Annotated in this window: 13 protein-coding genes; 7 read left to right on the top strand and 6 right to left on the bottom strand. The window is 60.1% G+C overall.

All coding sequences use genetic code 11. The features are described from left to right. Window positions 1-2 precede the first annotated feature (2 nt). Genes A7J50_RS17485 through A7J50_RS17470 form a run of 4 tightly spaced genes read left to right on the top strand, consistent with a single transcriptional unit; the run spans window position 3 to window position 4,593 of the window. On the top strand, window positions 3-1,052 hold the full coding sequence (locus tag A7J50_RS17485; protein ID WP_064452943.1) for a branched-chain amino acid ABC transporter permease: 1,050 nt from the start codon (window positions 3-5) through the stop codon (window positions 1,050-1,052). 22 nt (window positions 1,053-1,074) lie between these two features. Then, window positions 1,075-2,415: an ABC transporter substrate-binding protein gene (locus A7J50_RS17480; RefSeq protein ID WP_064452942.1), complete on the top strand. Its 1,341-nt coding sequence runs from the start codon at window positions 1,075-1,077 to the stop codon at window positions 2,413-2,415. A gap of 3 nt (window positions 2,416-2,418) precedes the next feature. Continuing rightward, window positions 2,419-3,186, top strand: a complete 768-nt coding sequence (locus tag A7J50_RS17475) for an ABC transporter ATP-binding protein (protein ID WP_064452941.1) — start codon at window positions 2,419-2,421, stop codon at window positions 3,184-3,186. Between the two features lie 12 nt (window positions 3,187-3,198). Continuing rightward, on the top strand, window positions 3,199-4,593 hold the full coding sequence (locus A7J50_RS17470; protein WP_064452940.1) for an FAD/NAD(P)-binding protein: 1,395 nt from the start codon (window positions 3,199-3,201) through the stop codon (window positions 4,591-4,593). 121 nt (window positions 4,594-4,714) lie between these two features. Here A7J50_RS17470 and A7J50_RS17465 read toward each other — a convergent pair whose 3' ends face one another. The 4 genes from A7J50_RS17465 to A7J50_RS17450 are packed head-to-tail and all read right to left on the bottom strand — an operon-like array spanning window position 4,715 to window position 9,362. Further along, a complete protein-coding gene (locus A7J50_RS17465) occupies window positions 4,715-5,971 on the bottom strand; it encodes an efflux RND transporter periplasmic adaptor subunit (protein ID WP_064452939.1) in 1,257 nt (418 codons plus the stop codon). Then, the gene (locus A7J50_RS17460) at window positions 5,961-7,448 is read right to left on the bottom strand and encodes a TolC family protein (RefSeq protein WP_064452938.1); all 1,488 of its coding nucleotides are present in this window, start codon (window positions 7,446-7,448) and stop codon (window positions 5,961-5,963) included. Before A7J50_RS17460 ends, A7J50_RS17465 begins: the two co-directional genes overlap by 11 nt. Beyond that, complete coding sequence (locus A7J50_RS17455; protein ID WP_064452937.1) at window positions 7,441-8,658, bottom strand: ABC transporter permease; 1,218 nt, start codon at window positions 8,656-8,658, stop codon at window positions 7,441-7,443. Before A7J50_RS17455 ends, A7J50_RS17460 begins: the two co-directional genes overlap by 8 nt. Continuing rightward, window positions 8,655-9,362 carry an ABC transporter ATP-binding protein gene (locus A7J50_RS17450; RefSeq protein WP_064452936.1) on the bottom strand — a complete coding sequence of 236 codons (708 nt, stop codon included), beginning with the start codon at window positions 9,360-9,362 and terminating at the stop codon, window positions 8,655-8,657. Before A7J50_RS17450 ends, A7J50_RS17455 begins: the two co-directional genes overlap by 4 nt. A 368-nt stretch (window positions 9,363-9,730) precedes the next feature. Here A7J50_RS17450 and A7J50_RS17445 point away from each other — a divergent pair, with 368 nt between their 5' ends. Together A7J50_RS17445 and A7J50_RS17440 are read left to right on the top strand one after the other, a co-directional pair. Next, window positions 9,731-10,483, top strand: coding sequence for a TetR/AcrR family transcriptional regulator (locus A7J50_RS17445; RefSeq protein WP_064452935.1), 753 nt, complete (start codon window positions 9,731-9,733; stop codon window positions 10,481-10,483). A gap of 297 nt (window positions 10,484-10,780) precedes the next feature. Continuing rightward, window positions 10,781-14,422 (top strand): hypothetical protein, encoded by a 3,642-nt coding sequence (locus tag A7J50_RS17440; RefSeq protein ID WP_064452934.1) that lies wholly within the window; start codon window positions 10,781-10,783, stop codon window positions 14,420-14,422. 67 nt (window positions 14,423-14,489) lie between these two features. Here the strand turns inward: A7J50_RS17440 and A7J50_RS17435 are convergent, their stop codons facing one another. After that, entirely contained in the window at window positions 14,490-15,551 is a 1,062-nt protein-coding gene (locus A7J50_RS17435) for an FUSC family protein (RefSeq protein ID WP_064454963.1), read from the bottom strand. A gap of 186 nt (window positions 15,552-15,737) precedes the next feature. After that, complete coding sequence (locus tag A7J50_RS17430) at window positions 15,738-17,354, bottom strand: NADP-dependent glyceraldehyde-3-phosphate dehydrogenase (RefSeq protein WP_064452933.1); 1,617 nt, start codon at window positions 17,352-17,354, stop codon at window positions 15,738-15,740. 148 nt (window positions 17,355-17,502) lie between these two features. Between A7J50_RS17430 and A7J50_RS17425 the strand changes: the two genes are divergently transcribed. After that, complete coding sequence (locus A7J50_RS17425; RefSeq protein ID WP_064452932.1) at window positions 17,503-18,378, top strand: Dyp-type peroxidase; 876 nt, start codon at window positions 17,503-17,505, stop codon at window positions 18,376-18,378. The last annotated feature ends 100 nt before the right edge of the window (window positions 18,379-18,478 follow it).

Here is an 18,478-nt window from a genome sequence, read left to right as displayed (position 1 = left end):
CCATGTCGATTCCCGTTGCTCAACAAACTGCGCCGTTGCTGTTGATTCAGCGGCGTGTGCCCTGGGGCCTTATCGGCCTGTTCGTGCTGGCCTTTATCGTGGTGCCGCTGTGGGGCAATGATTATTGGCTGAATGCGATCCTGATTCCATTTTTGGTGCTGTCACTGGCCGGGCTGGGCTTGAACCTGTTGACCGGCTACACCGGGCAAACCTCGGTGGGCGCGGCCGGGTTCATGGCTGTCGGTGCGTTTGCCACCTACGGCTTTCTGCTGCGCCTGCCGGAGCTGGGCTTGCCGGTGGCGCTGCTCGGTGGCGGGATCATCAGTGCATTGGTGGGGTTGGTATTTGGGCTGCCCAGCTCGCGGATCAAGGGCTTCTACTTGATGGTCACGACGCTGACGGCGCAATTCTTCCTGGAATGGCTGTTCGTCAAATTCCCCTGGTTCTACAACTACGGTTCCTCCGGCACCATTTCCGCGCCAAAACTCGCACTGTTCGGCCATGACCTCAATACGCCGCTGGGCCGCTACCTGCTGACCCTGGTCACGGTGCTGCTGCTGACCTGGACCGCCGTCAACCTGGTCCGCAGCCAGGTCGGCCGCAACTGGATGGCGATTCGCGACATGGACACCGCCGCCGCCGTGGTCGGCATCCCGGTAGTGCGCTACAAGCGCCTGGCCTTCGCCGTCAGTTCGTTCTATCTCGGCATTGCCGGCGCGCTGTGGGCTTTCGCTTACCTGGGCACCGCCAGCGCGAGCAGCTTCGACATCAACCGTTCGTTCCAGATCCTGTTCATCATCATTATCGGTGGCATGGGCAGCATCGCCGGCAACTTTGTGGGCGCGGCCTTTATCAGTCTGCTGCCGATCTTTCTCAGCCATGCCGGGCAGGCGTTGTTCGGTGGTTCGGTGGACGCGGGGCAGTTGCAGAACCTGCAGAAAATCATCTTTGGCGTGTTGATCATCGTGTTCCTGATTAAGGAACCCGAGGGGTTGATCCGCCTGCTGCACAACCTGCGTGACCGTCTGCGGCAGTGGCCGCTGCGCTTCTAACATTCCCTCAAGAGCATCCAATATGCGTGCAACCTTCAAACGTTCTCTGGTCGGCGCGGCCTTCGCACTGGCTGCCCTGGCCGGTGCGGTACCCCAGGCAGTGGCGTCGCCCGACCAGCAATTTATCCCGTTGGCTACCTATCGTGTGGGCGCCTACGCGTCCAGTGGCGTGCAGGTGTGGGCCGGGATGATCGATTACCTGCGCTATATCAATGAGGTCGAAGGCGGCATCAACGGCGTCAAATTGGTGTGGCAGGAATGCGAGACCGAATGGACGGCGGAGAAGGGCATCGAGTGCTACGAGCGCTTCAAGAATGGCCTGGATGGCGCGCCGGTTGCGGTCTATCAGCCCAATGGTGCACCGGCCGCTTATGCCCTGAGCGAGCGGGCGGAGGTGGACAAGATCCCGCTGATTACCCTTGGCTACGGCCGCACCGAAGCCACCGACGGCACGGTGTTCCCGTATAACTTTCCGGTGATGCTGACCTTCTACAGCGAAGCGTCGACCCTGGTGAACTACATCGCCCAACGCGAGGGTGGCTTCGACAAACTCAAGGGCAAGAAGATCGCCACGGTGTATCACGACTCGGCCTACGGGCGTGAAACCCTCGGCCCGTTGAAACTGTTGGCTGAGAAATACGGCTTTGAAAATATCCAGATTCCGGTGGCCGACCCCGGCAACGAACAGTCGGCGCAGTGGCGTCAGGTACGCCAGGCCAACCCGGACTGGGTGTTCCTGCGCACCTGGGGTGTGTCGACCCCGGTGGCGGTGAAAACCGCTGCGCGTTTCGGCTTCCCGGTGGACCACATCATCGGCGATATCTGGGCCAGTTCCAGCGAAGACGTGTTGCCCGCACGCGCCGCTGCCAAAGGTTACCTGGCGCTCACGCCATACCCGGCCGGTGCCGATTTCGAGATCCACAAACGCCTCAAGCAGTCCGTCCTCGACAAAGGGCACAGCGACCTCAAAGACCTGAAAAACTTCGGCAGCGTCTACTACAACTCGGGTCTGGTAAACGCCGCCGTGGCCGTGGAAGCGATTCGCACCGCCCAGGCCAGGTTCGGCAAGCGCCCATTGAATGGTGAAGAAGGTCGCTGGGGCCTGGAGCACTTGAACATCGATGACGCGCGTCTCAAAGCCATGGGCTACCTGGGCCTGATGCAGAACCTCAAACTGTCGTGCCGCGACCACGAAGGTGGCGGCTCGGCGCGGGTGCAACAGTGGGACGGTGCCAACTGGACGCTGATCAGCGACTGGATCGCCGCCGACCGTGCATTGCTGCGCCCATTGATCGATGAAAAATCCGCCGCGTTCGCCAAGGAAAAAGGCCTGACGCCGCGCACCTGCACGGGGGACGAATAAGCCATGAGTCAGCCCGCCGCTGAACCCGCGCCCCCGTCGCTGCTGACGGTCAACGACATCGAAGTGATCTACGACGGCGCGATCCTGGCGGTCGCCGGGGTCTCATTGACGGTGCCCAAGGGCGCCATCGTTGCCTTGCTCGGCGCCAATGGCGCCGGCAAGAGCACCACGCTCAAGGCGATTTCAGGGCTGGTGCGTGCCGAGCGGGCCGAAGTCAGCCGCGGCATGATCGAGTATGCCGGCCGCGATCTGGCCGGCATCGACCCCAGCCATCGCGTGCGCCAGGGCATGGTCCATGTGTTGGAAGGCCGGCATGTGTTCGGCCAATTGACCGTGGAAGACAACCTGCGCAGCGGCGGCTTTGTGCGGCGCCTGAGCCGCAAAGACATGGAACACGACCTGGAACGCCTCTACGCCTGGTTCCCCCGACTCAAGACCAAGCGCCATACCCGCGCCGGGCTGACCTCTGGCGGTGAGCAGCAGATGGTTGCCATCGGCAGGGCATTGATGACACGCCCCACGTTGGTGCTGCTCGACGAGCCGTCCATGGGGTTGGCGCCGATGATCGTGCAGGAGATTTTCGAGATCATCGCGCAGCTCAACCGCGAGCAGCAGGTGAGCTTTCTGATCGCCGAGCAAAACATCAACGTCGCGCTTAACTATGCGTCCCAGGGCTACGTGCTGGATACTGGGCGCGTGGTCTTGAGCGGCAGCGCCACAGAGTTGCTGGCGCGGGGCGATTTGCATGATATTTATCTGGGTAAACAGTAAGGGCGAATGTGCATGACTGAATCCATCCGCAACGCTGATGTGCTGATCATCGGTGGCGGTCTGAGCGGCACGATGTTGGCGGTGCAACTGCTGCGCTTGCCCGGGCAGCGGCATATCCTGGTAATCGAACCGCGTGCCGAGCTTGGCCGTGGCGAGGCCTACAGCGCCGTCGAATTGGGCCACACCCTCAATGGTAACGCCGCGCGCATGAGTGTCGACCCGGATAACGCGGATGACCTGACGCAATGGCTCACCGGCTACCTTGACGCCGGTGGTTGGCCGCAGGCGCACCAGCAGCCTGTGCCGATCAGTGAGCTGTTCCCGCCACGCGGGATTTTTGGTGTGTACGCGCAGCAGAGGTTGGCGGAGGCTAAGGCGCTGTCAGCGTCCACGGTCGAGCACATTCGTGCCGAGGTGGTCGACCTGATCGTGGACGAAACCTCCACACGCTTGACCCTCGATAACGGCCAGCAACTGCGCGGCGCCTACGCGGTGTTGGCCACCGGTATGTTCCCGGCGGCGCGCACACCACAGACCGAGTCCAGCGGCGTGAACGCAGCGGCGGTGGACCCGTGGGACGTCCAGGCCATGACCCGGATCGACCCGCAATCGACGGTGCTGATCATTGGTTCCGGGCTGACCATGGTGGATGCCGTGGTATCCCTGGAGCAGGCCGGTCATCGTGGGCCGATCGAGATTTTCTCGCGCCACGGTTTGTTGCCCCATGTGCGCCGACAGCCGCCGAGCTGGGAGGATTTCCTCGCCGCTGACCCCAGCCTGCGCAGCCCTCGGCAATTGCTGCGCGAGGTGCGGCGCCAATGCCGCATCGCGCAGGCCCAGGGCATCGACTGGCAGGCGCCGCTGGACACCGTGCGTGCGCACATAGGTCGCCTGTGGAGCCAGGCTGGCGAGCGCGAGAAACGCCAGTTCGTGCGCCATGTACGGCCCTGGTGGGAAAGCCATCACCATCGCTCGCCGCCGTTGAGTGCGCAGTTGGTGGCGCGGTTGCAGGAGGAAGGGCGACTACGCATTCAGGCGGCGTCGTTCAAGGGCCTGGTCGCGTCCGATGACGCAGTGACGATCAACGTGCGTCGTCGCGGCGAGCAGGTGGTCACTCAGGTGGCGGGTGCGGCACTGATCAACTCCAGCGGCATTGAATACGATTGGCGCCGCGTGGCCCGGCCGTTACCGCAGCAGTTGCTCAAGCGCGGGTTGATCCAGCCCGGGCCGCTCGCGCTGGGGATTGCGGCGGATGTGTCGGGCGCGGTTGTCGATGCCGAAGGCAAGGTCAGCCAGCGCCTGTTCGCCATGGGCCCGCCGTTGCGCGGGATGTGGTGGGAGAGCACGGCGGTGACTGATGTGGCGATTCAGGCCAAGGCGCTGGCAGCAAGGTTGACGCAACGCTAATTGTGGGAGCTGGCTTGCTTGCGATAGCGGTGGGTCAGCTAGAAATGTGTCAACTGATACACCGCCATCGCAGGCAAGCCAGCTCCCACATTTTTGATCTCCACTGATCTTGAGGAGGTGTTCAACTTCCTGCTTTTACGAACCCAGGCTTGAGCCCAAACACTTCAACGCCTTGGGCGGTCGACTGCCCGGTCGTCACCTTCACCCGCTCCACCGGCTTATCCATCGCCGCGCGATACTCCACGGTCATGTCATCGCGGTTAATGGCGTGGCTCGGCACCACGATCGCCTGCTCATTGTTGTAAGTCACAATGGTCAAGCGTGCGCTCATCCCCAGCCGCACCCGCTGCAACTGCTGGGCGGTGAGCTTGGGAATCGACAATGTCACCGGAAACTGCGCGCTGCCCTGGCTATCGCTGGCAATCGCCAGGCCGCTGACCACACTGACGGACCCGGTCAGCCGCTCACCGTCGAACCCATCGCCCATCACCTCTACCGCCTGGCCCTGGTGCAATTGGTTGATGTCCAACTCCGACACCCTGGCGACAATTTTCAGCCGCTCGATGTTGGCCAGGCCGAACAGCACCTGCCCCTGGCTCACCTTGCTGCCGGCCTGGACCGGCGCGTTGTTATTACCGCCACTTTGAGGTGAATTATTATTGCCGGGGGCGGGCACCACGATGCCGGAGAAAGGCGCCTTGACCTCCTTGCCATCGAGCAACGTGTGCAGCGCGTCGTACTTCACCGTGGCGTTGGTCAGTTCCATATCAGCGATTTGCCTGTATTCGCCCTGGCCCTGAGCCTGTGCCTGCTGCAAATCGCTGCGTGCAGAGGCGAGGTCCAGTTGCTGCTGTTGGGTCTGTTGCTTGAGGTCATCCAGTTCGTTGCGCGGGATGATGCCGCGCTTGAACAGGTTTTCACTCTCGGTGAGTTTGCGCTGGGTGTTACCGGCGGTCATTTCGGCGGTGCGCAGGCTGCGACGCGCGCGGCTGACGGCGGGGCTGCTGTCCCAGTCCTGCATCTCTTGCACGGTGCGCCGGGCCTTGAGCTGGGCGGACAAGGCATCGCGCAGCTGCACTTCAAGGGTGGCCGGGTCCATGCGCAGCAGCACTTGGCCGGCTTCGACCCGTTGGCCCTGTTCCACCAGGTTGGCCAGCACGTTGCCGTCGAACGGCGCGGTAAGGGTGAGGGTGGTGTCGGGTTCGATCTTGCCCACCAGACCAATCTGATGCACCAGCGAGTCAGGCTTCACGGCCAGCCATTGTTCGGCTGTGTTCGTCTGCCCGGCATCGCTGCGGTGGCTGAGCGCGGTCACGCCGGCGCCTGTCAGCAGCACGATCAACGTAGCGCCCAGCAGGCGTTTTTTATTAGTGGTCATTGAGGGCGATTTCCCAACTTTCCAGGGTCATGCCCAGTGTCAGGTCGAACTGGGTCTGGGCGTTCAAATAAGCGATCAGCGCGTTGAGCTGCGCGTTCTCGGCATTGCGCAGGTCGGCCTCGAAACTCAGCACCTGGAAGTTGGTGGAGCGCCCGGCGCTGAGTTTTTCCCGCTCGATCTCGATCTTGCGTCGTGACAATTCCACGGCACGCTGGGAGATTTCATATTGGCGCCAGCGGGTGCCAAGGTCACGCACCACGTCGTTGACGTTGCGCTCCAGTTCCTGGCGCGCATCGGTGATGCGGATCTCCTGATCCTCCACATTCACCCGTGCTCGCACCTCGGCCTGGCGCGTGCTGATGTCGCCGATCGGGATCTGCACCTGAACACCGGCGTAGCTGTTCCATGTGCGGTTATTGCTGTTGCCATTGTCGATGTTGCTGTTGCTGTAGGCATCGCGTACCTGGTTGGCCCCGGCCACCAGGTCCACTTGCCAGCGTCCGGAATCCTTGGCGATGACCAGGTTGAGGTCGGCCTGCTGGCTACCGAGCAGGGCGGCGAGGTACTCCGGCTGCTGGGTTTGCGCGAGGTTGAAGGCCTGGCGCTTGTCGATGATCATTGGCTTGGCTTCCAGGGCCTCACTGGCGCGGATCGGCGTCGACAGGTCCAAGGCCAGCAGGCGCAATAAGGCCAGGCGGCTGGTGTCCAGCTGGTTGCGGGCTTCTTCCACACCGAGTTGCTGAGTCGCGATATCGGCTTCGGTCTGCACGATTTCGAACTCGGCCATGCGCCCCGCGCTGATCAGCGCCTTGTTCACATCCAGCAGGGTGTTGGAACGTTTCAGGGCATCCTGGACGATGCTCAACTGCTCCTGGGCGCGCAGCAATTCACGGTAAGTGGCGATGATCTGGCTGATGGTCTGCGCCACGGTGGCCTTGAGGTTCAGACGGTTGGCCTGCTCCGACAGGCGCGACAGGCGCAGCGGCGCGGTGGTGGCGTCCCAACCTGCGCCGCGCATCAGCGGCTGGATGAGCGCCAGGTCCAGGCCATCGCTGCGGTAGCGGCCAGCGCGGTCGGCGGTGTTCAGTTGTTGGGTCCAGGCCATGCTCAGCCGGGTGCCGTACTCGCCGAGCAAGGTTGCATTCGGAGCCAGGTTGGCGTTGCGCGAATTATCGATGGAGCCGCGACTTTGGCGGTAATAACTGTTGAGGGTGAGCTTGGGGTTGAACGTATCTTCGGCCACCCGCAGGTCGAACTTCTGCGCCACCCGTTGCAGGTAGGCACTGCGGATCGCCGGGTTGTTGCGCAAGCCCAGGTACACCGCATCGCCCAGGGTCATCGTGGTGACCTGCGCGTTCAGCGACACGCTTCGATCGTAACCACTGCGGGTGGTGCTGGGGGCGGACGGGTTGATGACCACGTCGGCGGCCATGCCCGGCAGGCTCACCAGCACGAGCAGGCCTAGCCATTTATTCATCACGCAAGGCCTCCACCGGCTGCAGCCGCGAGGCCGAGACCGCCGGGTAGATGCCAAAGAACAAGCCCACCAGCAGCGTGCTGCCGACCCCCAGCGGCAGGGCGGCGGCAGCCAGCGCAAACTGCCAGCCCGACAGCCAGGCGTAGAGCCAGGCGGCAGTCATGCCCAGCACCGCGCCGCATAATGCGCCGACGGCCGTCAGGGTGACGGCCTCCAGCAGGAACAGGTTGCGGATATCGCGTTGGCGCGCACCCAGGGCCATGCGAATGCCGATTTCACGGCGACGCTCCGAGACATTCATCAGCATCACGTTCATCACCCCGACACCGCCGCCTACCAGGGAGATGGCGCCCAGGGCCAGCAACAAGTAGGCGAACGTGCGGCTTTGCCGGGTCATGCCATCGATCATTTGTTGGGGCACCTGGATGTCGACATCGTGGTCGGTGAGCTGGCTTTTCAGTGCGACGGCGGCGTCGCGCGCGATGCGTTCCATATCCTGCCCGGGGGTGGCGCGGATAATCACGTTACTGATTTGCGGGGTCGGGTAGATGCGGCGCATGCCTTCGGCGGGGATGAACAGGGATTCGTTGGCTTGCACCGGCATCAGCATGGCCCGGGGTTGGTTGTGCAGGATGCCCACCACCAGGAACAGGTAATCGTTGATGCGCACGCGGTCGCCCAGCTTCAGCGGGTCGCCCGGTTTACTCAGGGCCTGGGCGATCTGGTCGCCGACCACGCCGTAGGTTTCGCCGGCGTCGAAGCCGGACAGAAAACGCCCCTCACGTACCGCCAGGCGCATGGCGTCCTTGATGTCCGGCGTGGTGCCGACAAAGTTGGCGCTGATCGTGCGGCCGTGGAACACGATGGGTCCGCCGAACACACTGAGCGCGCCGATATGGGCGATGCCCGGCACCGATTGGCGCACGGCTTCAAGGTCAAGGCTGGCGCGCATCGGTGCATTGCTGTTGCCTTTGGGCGGGAACTGGGCGACGAGGGTGTCGGTGCCCATGTCCTTGAAAATCATCGCGGCATCCACCGCCGCGTTGTGGCCGATATTGATCAACGCCACCACCGATGAACTGCCGATCACGATGCCCAGCAGCGCCAGGATTGAGCGTTTGCCCAGGGTGCGCAGGCTGACGAACGCTTCATGCAGCAGTTGGCTGAGGCTCTGTTCGACCCGCAGGCTGCTCTCTACCCGCAGGCTCATAGGCGCTCGGCCTCATGCACCACGCCATTGCGTACCAGAATCTTGCGTTCCAGGCGCTCGGCGATATGCGGGTCATGGGTGACGATGATCAGCGTCACCTGCTGCTCGCGGTTGAGGGCCAGGAGCACGTCCATGATCTCCTGGGCGGTGGTGCTGTCGAGGTTGCCGGTGGGTTCGTCGGCGAGGATCACCGACGGCTTGCCAACCAGGGCGCGAGCAATTGCCACGCGCTGGCGCTGGCCACCGGAGAGGTCGGCCGGGCGGTGATGCGCACGTTCGGCCAGGCCGACTTGCTCGAGCATGCGCAGTGCCTGCTCCACTGATTCATGGCGCGACACGCCGCGGTAACTGAGGGGCAGGGCGACGTTGTCCAGCGCACTGAGGCGCGGCAGCAGGTTGAAGCTCTGGAATACAAAACCGATCTGCTGGTTGCGGATCGCGGCCAGTTCATCGGGCGTCGCGCTGAAAATATCGTGACCGGCAAAGTGATACCGGCCGCAATTGGGCAGGTCCAGCAGGCCGAGGATGTTGAGCAGGGTGCTTTTGCCGGAACCGGAGGCACCGAGTATGCCGCAGCTGTCGCCGCTGGCGATGGACAGGCACACATCATTGAGAATGGACAGGTGTTGCCCGGCGAGCTGATAGCTTTTGCCGATGCCTTGCAGGGAGATCAAGCCTGGGTGCGCGGGGGTATCTGTCATCATGACTACGCCTGCAGTCTCGACGGTGCCGTCATGCCCCCGGTAAATCCTTGTAACAAGTTCGGGAGCTGCCTGGTACGCGTCACGGACTGGTTTTGTTTCTTGTTTTTAAAATATTGTTTGAATGTTGTTTGAATAGTAACCGCGTTCAATCCGCTTCGCCAGCGATGGATGTAGAGCGGTTTCATCCTTTGAAACGCTTTTTCTGTGGCTCGGTTCAGGCGGTCACGAGTGCCTTCGGCTATCTTCAGAAAGCCCGGTTATACAGGCTTTTATAGGGATAAGGCGTGTCACTGCTTGCTTTCGAAAGGCCGCCCCGGTATAAAAAATCAAATTATTTTTTAAAACAATATTTCCCCCGTGGAACTCCTATGGTCGCGAAGAAACTCAGCGCTCCAAACGTTACCAAGACTCGACTGCTGGATGCGACAGAGGCGCTTTTCATCAAATACGGCTATGACGCCGTTCTGCTGCGGCAGATTACCGAGCGCGCGCAGGTGAACCTGGCCGCCGTCAACTATCACTTCGGGGACAAGGATTCCCTGATGAAAACCCTGCTGATGCAGCGCCTGGAGCCGCTCAACGAGCAACGCCTGGAATTGCTCGCGCGCTGCGAAGCCGAAGCCAGCGGCCCGCTCGATTGCGACACCTTGCTTGGGGTGCTGTTTGCCCCGGCCATGGGCCTGGAGCGCAGTGACCCGGCCAGCGGGGAAGGGCGGTCGTTCATTCGTTTCCTGGGGCGGGTCTACAGCGACACGTCGCCGTTTATCCAGGAATACCTCAAGGTGCATTACCAGCCGGTGTTCCAACGCTTCTTCGAAGCGTTCGCCCTGGCGCTGCCGGATCTGCCACGCAACGAGCTGGGCGTGCGCCTGCAATTTGCCCTCAAGGCCATTTCCGGGGTGATGGCGGGGACGGAACTGCGCCTACTGATGAATTCCATGAGCCTGGGCCGGCCAGCCACAGATGCTGAAGTGATGGCCAAGTTGATCACTTTGGTGTCGGCCGCGATTCGTGTACCGCAGCAAAGCCCCGAAGCTGAAACCGCGTTGGCCAAGGTGCTGGATACCCAGCGAGCCATTCGTGAGCAAGCGGTCGCGCCTGCCAGCAAGGCCGTGCGTTAACGCTCAAATCCCAGGCAAAAAAAGCCCGCTGGGGCGGCGGGCTTGATGTGCAACGTTTGTAACGGATGAGGCTTCACCCTACGGCTTCGGATGTGAATAAAGCGTGAAAAATATGTAAGAAAAAGACTGGGTGGCGAGAGATCTATAATCCCCTTTTTGTCTGTCGGATTTTTCCTTTAAGCCATACCGTTCGTCGCCACTGTCATTTCTGACAGCTAGACTCCAATAGGTCCTCAGGCGCTTGATCTGCCTTGCCCCGCGCGATTTATGGCGCATTAACTGAGCAAGGTGATAAAAATGGCCAGCCAACCCGCTGATAATATTGACTACGATCTTGATCCGCCCATTTCGTATTTTCCTGCTGTCCAGTTCGATCCCAAGGTCACCGATACCCCCCCAAAATACCCCGAAACCGCCGTTTGGGGCATGGGTATCCGTCATGCATTTCCCGCCAGGTTCTCCTTTAGGGCATGGCCCGCACTTGGCTTCGCTGACAATTACTCCATCTACATTCATGACCCGGACATCTTCGCCGCTTCGGACGTCGTCAAAGACATTACCTCGAACGCTTACTACCTGACGGTCAACGAGTTGCCGGAGGGCGAAGTCGAGATGTTCGGTCGGGTTGTGCGCGCCGATAGCTTGCAGGAGAGCCGCTCGATCACGCAGACCATCCTGATCAAAACCACTAACCCTGGTGGTCGAGATCGTGAGGTCGCCAAGAAGTGGCACAGTGGGTTGAATATGTCGATTGAAGGCCTGCCCAGTGGCTCGTCCCTTAACAAGGACAATACTGCAGACGGAATCTGGTGCTTGATTTCCAAGTATCTGTATATTCGCAAAAACGACACCATTACCGTCAAATATGACGGAATCTCCGTCGAGCATATTGTTAGCCCCGAAGAGGCCGCAGGGCCTGGGCCGATCCGGGTGTTTATCAGCCCGCAAGTCATCGCCCAAGGCAGTCAGAATGGCGTGATAGAGGTCGTATTTACGGTTAGAGACCTGGTAGGGAACATCCCTGAAGGTGAATGGGTGCATTCCAAGCGCTACAAACTGATCTCGGAACTGAGCGCCGCCCTCCCAATCCCAATTTTTCTGGTAGATGGCGAGGAGTTTGATGAACTGGATCTCGACCTCAATAGCCAGTCCACGTTAGAGGTGTTGGTTGCGCCGCCCCGCAAGTCGCCGAAACCCAACCCCCCGAATCAGGTCACGGTCGTTTTGACGCTTTTCCCGGACAAAGGTCGAAGCCAGACTGTACGATTGAATCCTGTTACCGACAGGAATCTGGGTATCGAGACGATCACGCTCAGCTACGACCTCTTCACCGGGCTGGCAAACGGGCGGTTCCAGGTAGCGTTCGAGTCGTATACCTCCGCTGGGGTGCTGCTGGGGACATCAGGCAGTAACTCGATCAGCGTGGGGGGCCTGCCGGTATCGATGCCGGCGGTGACGGTCAGCCCGATTGAAGCGGGCCTTATCCCGCTGGATACCGACATCACCGTAACAATTCCTACCTACCAGCCCCATGGTGAAAGCCTGCTGGAAACTCTGGTGATCGAAACCAGTGACGGCAGAACGCACTATACCCAGTTGCAACCGGCAGGCGTTCAGGGCGGCACCCGGCGTGTGTCCAAAGAGACTCTGAAAGACTTTGAGGGCCAAGGTGCCTTCCAGATTTACTACATCACCGACGACGGCGAAGGTACTTCAGCGTCGGTCCACGAATCATCGAAGCTGGAAGTCCAGTTGGGTGATCGTGTGGCCGTGCTGGATGCGCCGATTGTTCAGGGCTCCCGTGGTAATAATATCGACCCTGCCGACGTGGTAGATCCTGAGATTCAGCTGTTGTTTCCCTATTCAGGCACGGTCGTGGGCGATCTGCTGTATTGGAGTGTGATCGGCAGGGGCGTGCAGGGCTCTGCCAGCGGCACCATCAAGATTAACCAGGCGTATGCAGGGCACGTCTTGCCGTCTGTGTTTTTTCCGGTTGACCGTAAAGTCGTGGACAACAATATCAACGCCAGCATCTCTGTCAGCTACACCGTGGTGCGTCCGGGCCAACCTCAGCAGGTCTTTCGCTCCCAGGTGCTTGACCTCACCGTTGGCCTGCCGGTAGAACTGGGATTACTGAAAATTCTTGAGGCTGATCAGGCTCTGGGAACGATTCAGCCGAAGAAGGTCATCAACGGTGCCACCTTGCGCATCAGCTACAAGTCGATGCAGGCCGGTGATCAAATTGCGTACAAATGGCTCGGCCAATATGACGTCAGCCAATTTGAAGACGTAGTGCCAGGCGATCCGAAGACCAACAGCGTCGATGTGCCCATCCCGGCCTATGTCATTGCCAAGGGCTTGCGTCGAGACGGCAACAACGTCAGCGTGGATTGCGAGGTTCGGCGCGGGCAATTCACCTACACGTTCGAGACCTTGTCCGTGCGGTTGCTGCCTCTTGCGGTGCTGCCGACACCGCGCATTCGCGGGTTTGAAAACACCACGGTGCTGCCGGTTAGCCTGGTGGGTGAAGAGCCTCGCATCGATATTGCCGTGTGGGATTTCATGCGTGAAGACCAACTGATGTGGCTGACGTGCACCGGCACTTTTGATGATGGGACGCCGTACACCGAGAAACTTTACACCGCCAACAAGGTCGTCGCAGGCGACCTCATCAAGGGAGTTTCTCTGCCATTCCCGCTGGATAAAGCTCGCTTGCTCAAGGACGGCTCGATCTTTGAAATGAAGTTTTGGGTGAGTTTCCCGGCAATCCCCAGTAGGCAAACGGCGACCCTGTTTGGCGTGGCCAACTATGTAATCCAGCAACTGCCGGCGGTGCTGCCTTATCCAACCCTTAACGGTGCCTCAGGTACCACGCAAGAGGTCACGGTTGACCCGGTGACCATTCAAAACGACACCGGTGTGACGGTTAAATACCCAGGGATGCTGGCGACGGATACCATCACGCTGAGTTGGATTTTTGAGGATGGCACTAACTATCAAGCAACACTTAAAGGCCAGACGAGTGGCTCGGTGGTGTTTGACCTGACCGCGGCTCAAGTGCTGCATAACAGTGTCAATAGCCGGGTGCAGTTGAGTTACTCGATGCTGCGCGGTGATGAAACTACGCCGTCTAATGTTCAAACGGTAATGGTCGACACGATTGCGGCTGCCAGTCTTCCGAAGGCAACGATTAATAATCAGGCCAATGGAAGTACTGTCGACTTGAATACGTTTGTCAATAGTCGGGTGGACGTGGGCAAGTGGCCCTTGATTAAGCAAGGGCAACGGGTGTGGGTAGATATTATTGGGAGTGGTAAAGTCCAGGCGGTGCTAACTGCTTATTTGATTGATTCTCTAGATGCGACGAATGGCTTGGTGAATAAGGCTGTGCGGCGTGCAATATTGACTTCGCTGACGTTGGGCTCCAAGTTTCAAGTTGAAGTCAGAGTGTCATATGATGGCAGTACGGACGCGTCGCGGGCCGTTGTATTCCCAGTGGTTGAATACGGTGTTAATGATTCATGGCTATACCGTTTTACAGACTTTGCTTCGAGTAATGGTGGGTGGGCATTTGGACCTGCTGCCAAAGCCCCGGTGCGAGGTGGTATGGGCTTGTTCTTCGGTACGCCAGCTGGCACGCCAGCGGGCGCATTGATTACCCAAACGTTAAATTTCAACACTGCTTTCCGTTATCGCATTACTGTTCCGGTCTTTAACACTAGCCCTGCGGGAACCCTGCAGCCTATTATTTCGGTAGAAGTCGGTGGCAGGGTGGTTATTGCAAACACTACCGTTCCTGCCCGTAATTGGACGTATATAAAAGCTGAATTTACGGTGCCGGCAAACAGTGCTGCGAGTGTTGCGGTTATCAATCGTCAAGCCGGGTCAAATGGCAACGACTTTCATATACAGTTCGTAGAGTTGAAACGTTTAACCTAATCATGGCTGAGTGTTAATGAGGGGACAGCTCTACTTAACCGTAGACTGTCCCTTTTTTATCAACCACTCAAATCTTCCAATGGCTAGCCGTCCTGGCCAACCTCTGACGCATCACGTCGACATTTCCCGCCAACTGCAACGTCAACAACCGATACCCATCCAACGCACTCTGCACCGGCGCCTCCAGTACGCTTTCATCCGGCACCTGCGTGGCCGGCCGATCAAGCCGTTCGGTGAACCCGGACTTCAACGCCCGCGCCATCCCCACCAGCTGCACGCGTATCTGTCGGTGTTCGGCTTTCAGCATCACCTGCATGCGTGCCATCGCCTGCTCATCCCGAGGGTCGGGCCGGGTATTGCCAAGAATTTCCAGGGTGCTGATGCACATGCGCAAATGCCGCTGGATCGCGTCCAGCTCGGTCATGGAGATCCGGACTTCCTTGGACACCGAGGGCATCAACGAGCGCAGTTGCAGCATCGCCGCATTCAGGCGGTTGAGCAGTTTGAGGTGTTCATCATCGGTGACCGACTGGCCGCTGATGATCCGGCTGTAAATCTGGGCGCAGTCGCGTAACGCACTGGCCAGGTTGTAGCGCCACGAGTACACGGCGTACAGCGGCAGGGCGAACGAAAACGCCAGGGCCAGCACAATGCCGATCAGGATATCGACGGTGCGCCACAGGCCATCCGAGATTGGATTGTCCCCGTGGCCGGCGACGATAAACACCGTGATCGCCGACAGCAGCGCGATGTAACCGCCCTTACCGATGGCGTGGTAGGAAAAGAACCCGCACACCACCGACATCAACAAATAGGTCAACAGCGGTTGGCCGAAATACGCCTGTTGCACCACCAGCAGCAAGCCCACGCTGGCGCCGATCAAGGTGCCGTAGGCGCGCTCCACGGCTTTTTTGCCGATATTGCCGTGGTGCTGCAAGCCGCCGATGACGATCAGCATGGTCACCGAGGCCCATTCACCGTGGGGCAGGTTGATGCCGGTGGTAAGGAGGATCGTCGCCAGCAAGCCGATGGACACGCGTACCGCGTGAATCAGCTTGGCATGGCGATAGCGACGGTACGGGTCCAGCAAGGGGCGCAACAAGCGCCGAGCGAACACGGGCAAATGCAGGTTCATCGGTATTAAAGTGGCCTTAGTAGTCAGGGCGAACGCGGTCAATTATGGAAGCCAGGCTTGTGTGGGAGCTGGCTTGCCTGCGATAGCATCACCGCGGTCAGACGTAACGACCGAGGTGCCGGCATCGCAGGCAAGCCAGCTCCCACACTGGACTGCTTTCACCAAGGAACCGAGGTGCCTTTAGAAAATATAGTCAGTGGTCAAGAAACTTGAGTCACGGTTGCGCAAAATATCGCTGACCAGCGCCTTGTTGCTCTCCTGAAACTTGGTCGCTACCAGCGTGCGGATCGAGAACACGCGCAGCGCGTCATGCACAGACAACGTGCCTTCGGCCGAGTTCTTGCGCCCATTGAACGGGAAGGTGTCCGGCCCGCGCTGGCACTGGGCGTTGATATTGATACGACCGACCTGGTTGGCAAAGGTGTCCACCAGCCGCCCGACTGCTACCGCGTTGGTGCCGAAAATACTCAGTTGCTGACCGAAGTCCGAGTCCAGTACGTAGTCGATCACCGTCTCCAGGTCACGGTAAGGCACGATCGGCACCACCGGGCCGAATTGTTCCTCGTGGTACACGCGCATCTGCGGGTTCACCGGGTACAGCACTGCCGGGTAGAAGAACGAACCGCGACTGGCGCCGCCATTGGCATTCATCACCTTGGCGCCGTGCTGCGCCGCATCGGCCACCAGTGCGTTGAGGTAGTCGACCTTGCCCACTTCCGGCAGTGGGGTCAGTGAAACGCCGTCTTCCCACGGCATGCCAGGCTTTAGCGTCGCAAGCTTGGCGTTGAATTTCTCAATGAAGCTATCGACCACATCTTCATGCACAAACAGGATTTTCAACGCGGTGCAGCGCTGGCCGTTGAACGACAAAGAGCCGGTGACCGCCTCATTGACCGCATTGTCCAGGTCGACCTCTGGCAATACGATGCCGGGGTTTTTCGCATCCAGGCCCAATGCCGCGCGCAAGCGGTGCGGTTTGGGGTGCAGTTTTTTCAAATCGCTGGCGGCCTTGTTGGTGCCGATAAACGCAAAGATATCGATCTTGCCGCTGGCCATCAGCGCGCTGACGGTTTCGCGACCACTGCCGTAGATCACATTGATCACCCCGGCCGGGAAGCTGTCGCGGAACGCCTCCAGCAATGGGCGAATCAACAGCACGCCGAGCTTGGCCGGCTTGAACACCACGGTATTGCCCATGATCAACGCCGGGATCAGCGTGGTAAAGGTCTCGTTCAGCGGGTAGTTATAAGGCCCCATGCACAGCGCTACGCCCAGCGGCACGCGGCGGATTTGCCCGAGGGTGTCCTGTTCCAGTTCGAAACGGCTGGAGCGGCGGTCGAGTTCCTTGAGGGCGTTGATGGTGTCGGTGATGTAGTCGCAGGTGCGGTCGAATTCTTTCTGCGAGTCCTTGAGGTTCTTGCCGATCTCCCACATCAGCAGCTTGACCACCGCATCACGCTGTTCGCGCATGCGGCGCAAAAACGCTTCCACATGCTGGATACGTTCAGCCACACGCATCGTCGGCCATTCACCTTGGCCACGGTCATAGGCGCGCACGGCGGCGTCCAGGGCGGTGAGGGCGGTGTCGGCATCCAGCAGCGGCGTGCTGCCGATATGCACCCGCTCATCGCCCAGTTGCACCGGGCTGAGCACCTGGGCCAGCGGACCGTTCCACACCTGCAACTGGCCGTCGACCAGGTAATCACGCTGTTCAATGGGCGCCCCAAGGCGAAATTGCTCGGGAATCTCGGCGGTGGAGGCGGGAAACAGCTGGGCGAGCAGGTTACTGGTGGTCATGTTGCTACCCCTGGAATAGTTGCAAAACATGACTAGAGAGTCGCCCAACAACCGGCTCTATGGCAAGGCTTGTGCGCTTTCTTGTGCGCACCGCTGTGTGTGCCGCGCTCGTCGGAGTAAACTGCGCGCCTTTATTGAAGGAGTTCACATGAGTCAGTACCAGCCGGGCATTCTTGCCGCACCGGTGCCATTGCAGGCACGCCATCTGTTTTTTGCCGTGGATTCCCTGGAGGCTGTGCCCGCTGCGTTGGACGCGCTGGTGCAGTTGACGGATTCGGCCGCAGTGGTTGGTTTCGGTGAGCCGCTGGTAACCGCTTTGGGCACTCAGGTTGAAGGGTTGCGCGCCTTTCCCGCCGTCAGCGGCCCGGGTGCGCATAACCCGTCCACTCAGCAGGCGCTGTGGGTGTGGCTGCATGGCGTGGATCGCGGTGAGCTGCTGTTGCGCAGCCGCACCTTTGAAAAAGCCCTGGCCCCGGCGTTTCGCCTGGTCCAGATGACCGAGGGCTTCCGCTACAAGACCGGTTTCGATTTGACCGATTACGAAGACGGCACCGAAAACCCCCACGACGATGCCGCCGTTGAAGCCGCCATGACCGACAGCGGTGCCAGCTTCGCCGCTATCCAGCAATGGCAGCACGACCTCGATGGCTTCGCCGCCTTGCCGGCCCAGGAGCGTGACCACATCATCGGCCGCCGCCATGGCGATAACGAAGAGCTGGACGACGCCCCCGAATCCGCCCACACCAAGCGCACCGCCCAGGAGAGCTTCACCCCGGAAGCCTTCGTGGTCCGCCGCTCGATGCCGTGGGCCGAGAACGGCCAGGCGGGGCTGATGTTCCTTGCGTTTGGCCATTCCTTTGAGGCGTTTGAAGCGCAATTGCGGCGCATGAGTGGGCTGGAGGATGGGATTGTGGATGGCTTGTATCGCATCAGTACGCCGTTGACCGGGGGCTACTACTGGTGCCCGCCGCTCAAGGACGGGCATCTGGACCTGAGTGCACTCGCCGTTACAGCGCAAAGCTAAACACTGTGTGGCAACTGTCTTCACCCGCCATCCGTCACCACCATCACAGGCAAGCCAGCTCCCACACTTATTTGTGTCTGACCTGAATTCTGCGTCTGCT

This window comes from Pseudomonas antarctica, from assembly GCF_001647715.1.
GTDB lineage: Bacteria > Pseudomonadota > Gammaproteobacteria > Pseudomonadales > Pseudomonadaceae > Aquipseudomonas > Aquipseudomonas antarctica_A.
Note: the sequence above shows the minus strand (reverse complement) of the source record. Positions and strands in the feature narration are given on the sequence as shown.